The 6,039-nt window shown below is 71.3% G+C and carries 7 protein-coding genes, 1 pseudogene and 1 riboswitch; of the genes and pseudogenes, 3 read left to right on the top strand and 5 right to left on the bottom strand.

The window, feature by feature from the left end:
* Window positions 1-117: 117 nt before the first annotated feature.
* From V7793_RS31710 to V7793_RS31720, 3 genes are read right to left on the bottom strand one after another with little or no spacing between them, the layout of a single operon-like run.
* Window positions 118-1,839, bottom strand: coding sequence for an urease subunit alpha (locus tag V7793_RS31710; RefSeq protein WP_336013104.1), 1,722 nt, complete (start codon window positions 1,837-1,839; stop codon window positions 118-120).
* Entirely contained in the window at window positions 1,832-2,143 is a 312-nt protein-coding gene (locus tag V7793_RS31715; protein WP_058041472.1) for an urease subunit beta, read from the bottom strand. Before V7793_RS31715 ends, V7793_RS31710 begins: the two co-directional genes overlap by 8 nt.
* A 15-nt stretch (window positions 2,144-2,158) precedes the next feature.
* Window positions 2,159-2,461, bottom strand: a complete 303-nt coding sequence (locus V7793_RS31720; protein ID WP_336013106.1) for an urease subunit gamma — start codon at window positions 2,459-2,461, stop codon at window positions 2,159-2,161.
* A 730-nt stretch (window positions 2,462-3,191) separates the two neighbouring features.
* Window positions 3,192-3,376: riboswitch (cyclic di-AMP (ydaO/yuaA leader) on the top strand.
* Between the two features lie 4 nt (window positions 3,377-3,380).
* Here V7793_RS31720 and V7793_RS31725 point away from each other — a divergent pair.
* Entirely contained in the window at window positions 3,381-3,851 is a 471-nt protein-coding gene (locus V7793_RS31725) for a C40 family peptidase (RefSeq protein ID WP_336013108.1), read from the top strand.
* A 137-nt stretch (window positions 3,852-3,988) separates the two neighbouring features.
* Here the strand turns inward: V7793_RS31725 and V7793_RS31730 are convergent, their stop codons facing one another.
* Window positions 3,989-4,426: an ATP-binding protein gene (locus tag V7793_RS31730; protein WP_336013110.1), complete on the bottom strand. Its 438-nt coding sequence runs from the start codon at window positions 4,424-4,426 to the stop codon at window positions 3,989-3,991.
* A 280-nt stretch (window positions 4,427-4,706) separates the two neighbouring features.
* Between V7793_RS31730 and V7793_RS31735 the strand changes: the two genes are divergently transcribed.
* A complete protein-coding gene (locus V7793_RS31735) occupies window positions 4,707-5,585 on the top strand; it encodes a helix-turn-helix domain-containing protein (RefSeq protein ID WP_336013113.1) in 879 nt (292 codons plus the stop codon).
* Between the two features lie 9 nt (window positions 5,586-5,594).
* Window positions 5,595-5,849, top strand: a complete 255-nt coding sequence (locus V7793_RS31740) for a DUF397 domain-containing protein (RefSeq protein ID WP_336013115.1) — start codon at window positions 5,595-5,597, stop codon at window positions 5,847-5,849.
* Window positions 5,850-5,867: 18 nt separating this feature from the next.
* Here the strand turns inward: V7793_RS31740 and V7793_RS31745 are convergent.
* A pseudogene (locus tag V7793_RS31745) lies at window positions 5,868-6,039 on the bottom strand (8-amino-7-oxononanoate synthase); the annotation flags it as partial.

Consider the following 6,039-nt stretch of genomic DNA (forward strand, 5'->3'; position numbering starts at 1 on the left):
GGGCGTGCCCGCCGGCGGGGAAGCGGCCGTCGGCCAGGACGAGGAGGGCGGCGAGGCCGCCGGTCCTCGCCCCGGGCGCCGGTGCGGGCGGCACGGTGGCCGCGGTCGTCGTGTTCATCAGAAGAGGAAGTAACGCTGGGCCATCGGCAGTTCCGCCGCCGGCCGGGGTTCGATCACTTCGCCGTCGACGGTGACCGTGAACGTGTCGGGGTCGACCTCCACCCTCGGCCGGGCGTCGTTGTTGCGCATGTCCGCCTTGGTGACGCCGCGCGTGGACCGTATGGGGACGAACCGCTTGCCGAGGCCGAGGCGTTCGGGGAGGCCGTCGTCCATGGCCCACTGGGTGACGAAGTTGAGGGAGTTGGCGGCCGGGGCGCGGCCGTGGGCCCCGAACATGGGGCGCGGCAGGACCGGCTGCGGGGTGGGGATGGAGGCGTTGGCGTCGCCCATCTGCGCGTAGGCGATCTGGCCGCCCTTGATGACGAGCTGCGGCCGCACGCCGAAGAAGGCGGGGTCCCACAGCACGAGGTCCGCGAGCTTGCCGGGCTCCACGGAGCCGATCTCGTGGTCGAGGCCCTGCGCGACGGCCGGGTTGATGGTGTATTTGGCGACGTAGCGCCGGGCCCGTGCATTGTCGGCCGGGCCGTCGCCGGGCAGGGCGCCGCGGCGTCTCTTCATCACGTGCGCGGTCTGCCAGGTGCGCAGCACGACCTCCCCGATGCGGCCCATCGCCTGGGAGTCGGAGGAGATGATCGAGATCGCTCCGAGGTCGTGCAGGACGTCCTCGGCGGCGATGGTGCCCGGCCGGATGCGGGACTCGGCGAAGGCGAGGTCTTCGGGGACGCCCGGGTTGAGGTGGTGACAGACCATCAGCATGTCGAGGTGCTCGTCGACGGTGTTGACGGTGTGCGGCCGGGTGGGGTTGGTGGAGCTGGGCAGGACGTTGGCCTCGGAGACGACGGTGATGATGTCGGGTGCATGCCCGCCGCCCGCGCCTTCGGTGTGGTAGGCGTGGATGGACCGGCCGGCGATGGCGGCGAGGGTGTCGCCGACGAAGCCGGCCTCGTTGAGGGTGTCGGTGTGGATGGCGAGCTGGGCCCCGCTCTCCTCGCACACGGCCAGGCAGGCGTCGATGACGGCGGGGGTCGCCCCCCAGTCCTCGTGGATCTTGAAGCCGACGGCGCCGGCCCGCAGCTGGGCGCGCATCGAGTCGTACGAGACGGTGTTGCCCTTGCCCAGCAGGCCGACGTTGACGGGGTAGCCCTCCATGGCCTCGAACATCCGGGCGAGGTGCCAGGCTCCGGGGGTGATGGTGGTGGCCTTGCTGCCCTCGGCCGGCCCGGTGCCGCCGCCGAGCAGGGTGGTGACTCCCGAGGCGAGAGCCTCGTCCGCGGCCTGCGGGCAGATGAAATGGACGTGGGCGTCGACGGCCCCGGCGGTGAGGATCTTGCCGTTGCCGGCGATGACCTCGGTCTCGGGTCCGATGACGAGGTCGGGGTGGACGCCGTCCATGGTGTCGGGGTTGCCGGCCTTGCCGACGCCGGTGATCCGGCCGTCGCGGATGCCGATGTCGGCCTTGACGACGCCCCAGTGGTCGAGGACGAGGGCCCCGGTGATGACGGTGTCGGGGGCCCCGTCCGCCCGGGTCGCGCGGGACTGGCCCATGGACTCGCGGATGACCTTGCCGCCGCCGAAGACGGCCTCGTCGCCGGCGTGCCCGGGCCCGCCGCTGCGGTCCTCCTCGATCTCGACGACGAGGTCGGTGTCGGCGAGGCGGACGCGGTCGCCGGCGGTCGGCCCGTAGAGGCCGGCGTAGGCGACGCGGCTGAGTTCAGTCATCGAGCGGTCCCCCGCACTCGCCGCGCAGGCCCTCGACGATGCGCTTGCCGCCGATGGGGACGAGGTCGACCTGGAGGGGGATGCCCGGCTCGAAGCGGACGGCGGTGCCGGCGGCGATGTCGAGGCGCTTGCCGCGGGCCGCCGCACGGTCGAAGTCGAGGCCGGGGTTGGCCTCGGCGAAGTGGTAGTGCGAGCCGACCTGCACCGGGCGGTCGGCGGCGTTGAGCACGGTGAGCCGGGTGCGGTGCAGTCCCTGGTTGAGGGCCACGGGCTCGGCGGCGTACAGGATTTCTCCGGGGATCATCGCGGGTCCTCCCCGTCAGCAGATCGGTTCGTGAACGGTGACGAGCTTGGTGCCGTCGGGGAAGGTGGCCTCGACCTGGACGTCGTGGAGCATCTCGGGGATGCCCTCCATGACGTCGTCGCGGGTGAGCACCCCGCGCCCGGAGGACATCAGCTCGGCGACGGTGCGGCCGTCCCGGGCGCCTTCGAGGACGTGGACCGTGATCAGGGCCACCGCCTCGGGGTGGTTGAGGAGCAGGCCGCGGGCCTTGCGCTTGGCGGCCACGTCGGCGGCCACGTGCAGGAGCAGTCGTTCCTGCTCGCGCGGGGAGAGTTGCATGCGTCCCACCTCACTGTCGTCCCAGGTGTCCCGGATGGACGCACCGGGACGCTACCCGAGTTCAACACGGTGTTGACCTGGGGTTCTTCGGCCGGTGGCCAGTGATTGCAGATTAGGGCGCAACCTTTTCCAACGCGTTAACTGACTCTTTGCGATGCCATGGCCACGGGCCCGGGCGCCGTCTGTCGTCTGCACCTACTGGATCTTCTGGGCCGGATCATGGCCGCCCGTCCGCACGACACGTACGGCCGGCTACGGGCGGCGCAGACCATGGTCGTCGCGGTGGTACGACGGCGCCGCGGCTCGCACGCCCGTACGGAACGGGTGAACGGAAGGTGCGAGCGGGTCATGCCGACGCGGACGATACGGGTCCCCGGCGCAGAGCGCCGGGGGCGAAGGGATCTCCGCGCCATGTGCGCCGGAGGGCCGGGGGTCCGCACCCGAATAAACCCCGGTCCCCTCCATGAAGGATCACGGCGTAGACGGGGCGCGGTGATCGATTTGGCGCGGACGGCCGGATTGCCCCCGGGCCGGTACGAACCGCCGCAGGCCAGCGGCTCAGCCGGCTTGGGCGCACACCATCAAATCGCCCCGCGTCCACCGGAATTGCCCAGAAGTGATCAGGCTCACATACCCCTGGTTCCGCTCGGAATCGGCACGGCGGCTGCGCCAAGATCCCTTCGACGACAAGACCCCGCCACCCAGGCGGGGCGGTCCCGGCGGACGCCGAACCCTGCCGCCGCCGGGATGCCGGGTCGACTTGAGTGCAACGGCAGGGATGGAGGACCCAAGAGTGGTGGGACGACCAAGAGTAGTGCGGTCGGCCCTTGGGGTGAAGCCGTTGACAGCGGCCGGGCAACCTTCGCCTGCCCGAACCCGACAGGTCATCCTTCACAGGCGGCTGACGAAGGGTTAGCGCATGGGCGCGCACAAACGTCCGTCAAAGCTGTCCAGGGCCGGTGCGGCATCGGCCCTCACTCTCGCCGCCGTCGGAGCCACCGTGCTGGTTCCGGGCGGCGCGGCAGAGGCGGAGGCGTCTACCGTCTCCACCCAGGCACTGCGGATCGCGGCCTCGAAGCAGGGCTCCCCGTATCAGTGGGGGGCGACCGGACCCTCCCGGTTCGACTGCTCGGGCCTGACGCTCTACTCCTTCAAGCGGGCCGGGAAGTCCCTGCCCCGCACCGCCGCCCAGCAGTACAACAGCACCCACCACATCCCCCGCTCCGCACGCGAACGCGGCGACCTCGTCTTCTTCGTCTCCGGGCGCGGGATCTACCACGTGGGGATATACAACGGGGACGGCCGCATCTGGCACGCACCCAAGACGGGCGCGGTCGTCCGTCTGGAGCGGATCTGGACCAACAGCGTCCTCTACGGCCGGGTCGGCTGACCCGGCGTCACCGGCCCGCCCGGAGACCCCGGAAGGGCCGGTGACACCCACTCCCCGCACCTCCCCGCACGAGGGCCCGAAGAGGCCCGAGGCCCCCCGCACCCGGGTGCGGGGGGCCAGGCCGGCCGGAGGGGAGTTCAGCGCTCGGCGCTGACCGGCGCGGTCCAGGGGAGGGAGATCCACACCGTCTTGCCGCCGTCGGAGGTCGGCGTGCAGAACAGCCGCCCCCCGTGCTCCGCGGTGAGACAGCGGATGATCACCATGCCGCGGCCGTTGTCCTGCTGGACCGCGGCGGGCAGCCGCCGGGGGAAGCGCGGGTGGCTGTCCGTGACGCCGATGCGCAGCTGCTGATCACGGTCGAGGCGGACGTCCACGGTGAAGGTGGGCGACTGACCCCGGGTGTGCTGCACGGCGTTGGTCGCGAGCTCGGAGACGATCAGGCGCACGGTCTCCGAGGTGTCCGTCCCGCCCGGAAGCCCCCAGTCCGCCAGCACCTCCGCGACGTAGCGGCGCGCCGTGGAGACCGAGGCGGGGGCGCTCGGCAGCGTGACGGTGGCTTCTTGGTGGTCTGCCATGGCGGTGGCCCTTTCAGCCGAGGTCCCGCCGAGACCGGACTCCGGTGCGTGCCACGGAAAACCGGGAAGCGTGCCGTAAGTCGTGGGGGGCATGAGCGGCCTCGGACGGCTCTGCGCGACAGACTGCCACTGATAACGCCTGTGATGGGAGCGATCCCCCGAGATATGCATATATCTGTCGCCCGAAGCAGTGAACTCTACAACGAGCGACCGGATTCACACGGCACACTGGGCTATTGACACTGACGTATGACAACGACAGTGACCCAGGGGAGGGCCAATGCGGTACGGACCGGCGGTACGCCGCCGCAAGCTGGGTGCGGAGCTGCGCCGCCAGCGCGAACTGGCCGGGCTGACGAGCCTGGAGGCCGCGCGTGCGGTGGGCTGGCACCAGTCGAAGGTCAGCCGGATCGAGACGGGCAGCAGTGGCGTGAAACCGGCGGACGTGGCCCGGCTGCTGGACGCCTACGGGGTCACCGACGCCGAGCTGCGCGCGCTGCTGGGGGCGCTGTGCGGTGCGGGGTCCCCCGAACCGGGCGAGGGTGCGGGAGCCCGGCGCGGCTGGTGGTACGCCTACCGGGACCGGCTGCCGCCCGCCTATCTCGACTTCATCAGCCTGGAGTCGGAGGCCTCGCGGTTAAGCACCCTGGAGACCACCGTGGTGCCCGGCCTGCTGCAGACGCCGGACTACGCCCGCGCCGTGACCCGCGCGGCCCTCGGCGACCCCGCGCCGGAGCAGGTCGAGGAGCTGGTGCGGGTGCGCCTGGCGCGCCAGGCGGTGCTCCGGGGCGAGCAGCCGCTGGAGGTGTGCGCCGTGCTGGACGAGGCCGTGCTGCGCCATGAGGTCGGCGGCCCGGAGGTCATGGCCGGGCAGTTGCGGCACCTGGTGGAGACGGGATCGCTGGGGCACGTGCGACTGCATGTCCTGCCCTTCTCCAGCGGCGGCCATATGGGCATCACCGGGCCTTTTGTTATTTTCTCATTTCCGCGCATTGCTGATCTGGATGTGGTTGTTCTCGACCACTTGACGAGTAGCCTCTACCTGGAGCGGAAAGAAGACCTCCGGGCGTACGGCGCGGCCTTCACGACACTGCGCGCACACGCCCTCTCGCACGAGAAATCGCTGGAATTCATCGCCGGGATCAACGACGGCGCGTAAGGAGGCACCATGTCCGCAATGCCTCGGTACGTACCCCACCGTTCCACCCCTGCAGCGCTTTCCCTGCTCCGCGAGGCTCCATGGCGGCGCAGCAGTTACAGCACCGGATACAACAACTGCGTCGAGACGGCCGGACCGCTCCCCGGCCGCCTCCTCGCCGTGCGCGACTCCAAGCGGGCGGGCGGGCCCGCGCTCGTCTTCCGCTCCGCCGCGTGGACCCGCTTCGTCGAGGGTCTGCGCGACGGCGGGACCGACCCGCTCTGACCCGTCAGTCCCTTTCTCTCAAGCGGCCGGCGCGGTCCGTATGATCGCGTCGGCCGCGGCCGTCACCTGCCGGTCCGACAGGTCGGCCCGGGCGGTCAGCCGCAGCCGCGAGACGCCGTCCGGCACGGACGGCGGCCGGAAGCAGCCGACCGCGATCCCCGCCTCCCGGCAGTCCGCCGCCCACCGCACC

Origin of the sequence: Streptomyces sp. KLMMK (genome assembly GCF_036961605.1) — a bacterium.
GTDB classification, from domain to species: domain Bacteria; phylum Actinomycetota; class Actinomycetes; order Streptomycetales; family Streptomycetaceae; genus Streptomyces; species Streptomyces telluris.

Coding starts and splice junctions, on each gene's coding strand:
- V7793_RS31710 (WP_336013104.1), bottom strand. CDS start 1,839: ATGACTGAACTCAGCCGCGTCGCCTACGCCGGCCTCTACGGGCCGACC.
- V7793_RS31715 (WP_058041472.1), bottom strand. CDS start 2,143: ATGATCCCCGGAGAAATCCTGTACGCCGCCGAGCCCGTGGCCCTCAAC.
- V7793_RS31720 (WP_336013106.1), bottom strand. CDS start 2,461: ATGCAACTCTCCCCGCGCGAGCAGGAACGACTGCTCCTGCACGTGGCC.
- V7793_RS31725 (WP_336013108.1), top strand. CDS start 3,381: ATGGGCGCGCACAAACGTCCGTCAAAGCTGTCCAGGGCCGGTGCGGCA.
- V7793_RS31730 (WP_336013110.1), bottom strand. CDS start 4,426: ATGGCAGACCACCAAGAAGCCACCGTCACGCTGCCGAGCGCCCCCGCC.
- V7793_RS31735 (WP_336013113.1), top strand. CDS start 4,707: ATGCGGTACGGACCGGCGGTACGCCGCCGCAAGCTGGGTGCGGAGCTG.
- V7793_RS31740 (WP_336013115.1), top strand. CDS start 5,595: ATGTCCGCAATGCCTCGGTACGTACCCCACCGTTCCACCCCTGCAGCG.